This is a genomic window from Acrocarpospora macrocephala (assembly GCF_009687865.1).
Lineage (GTDB): Bacteria > Actinomycetota > Actinomycetes > Streptosporangiales > Streptosporangiaceae > Acrocarpospora > Acrocarpospora macrocephala.
In genome coordinates this window covers 1-903 of sequence record NZ_BLAE01000151.1, presented here as the reverse complement: position 1 = coordinate 903, position 903 = coordinate 1, and the positions used below count along the sequence as shown (strand labels likewise).

At 67.2% G+C, this 903-nt stretch carries 1 protein-coding gene; it reads right to left on the bottom strand.

All coding sequences use genetic code 11. The features are described from left to right. A partial coding sequence (locus Amac_RS53370; protein WP_155362075.1) for an IS110 family transposase occupies positions 1 to 550 on the bottom strand: 550 nt, incomplete at its 3' end. Between the last annotated feature and the right edge of the window lie 353 nt (positions 551 to 903).

Here is a 903-nt window from a genome sequence, read left to right as displayed (position 1 = left end):
CGGTCAGCGCGGTCAGCGCGGTCTTGGAGTAGTCGCCCTCGCCCAGCACGCCCGCCCAGTGCGGGCCGTAGATCTCCAGCAGGGCGTCGATGCGCTGGTAGGTGGCGGTGCGGCGTTTGACCAGCGAACGGCGGCGGCGGGTGGCCCGGCGCAGCGGGTCGGCCGGGCCGAGCTCACCCGCGCCCGACAGCCGCAAACCCTCGGGGTGCAGGAGCGGGATGCGGGCCAGGATCCGGGCGTCCAGCCGGTCGTTTTTGGTGTGTTTGTGGTAGTAGCGGCGCAGGTCGGCCGACTGTTCGGGGGTGACCATGGCGATTTTGGCGCCTTTGGCGGCGAACCAGGCGGCCAGGGGGATCCAGGCGTTGCGGGTGGGTTCCATCACCACCAGCACCTCCTCGGCGTTGGCGGGCAGGCCGGCCCACAGCCGTTCCAGATCCTCCACGGTGGTGCGGAAGCGGCGGCCGGAGAAGAGGAACTCCCCGGCCTGGTCGGCGCAGGCCGCCTGATGCGCGGCCCGGCAGGCCACGTCGATGCCCAGCCGTACTTTCACGCCATCTCCTCATCGATGGTGCAGATGGTTCACAGGTGAGGAGCCATTCCAGACACACGCTCGGGTGGGCATGATCCGCAGAGTGTCGCCGAGTGCCGGACCTGACATTCGGTAGCAGCGGTCCATCACACGATCTCGACCGGAATCGAGGTCCGGGATGGCCGCGGGTTCCTCAACAGGGATGCACATGCGCCGGGTAGATCCGTCCAGCCGGACGATCAAAAGAAAGGAGTCCCTGACCCTCGCAGGTCAGAGCTGCCAGTCGTAGAACAAGCCGTGCTGGAAGGACCCATCCGGACACTCTACGAAACCGCCGAGCATGTGGCTTGGTCAGCTCCATGAGCAAGGCTAAA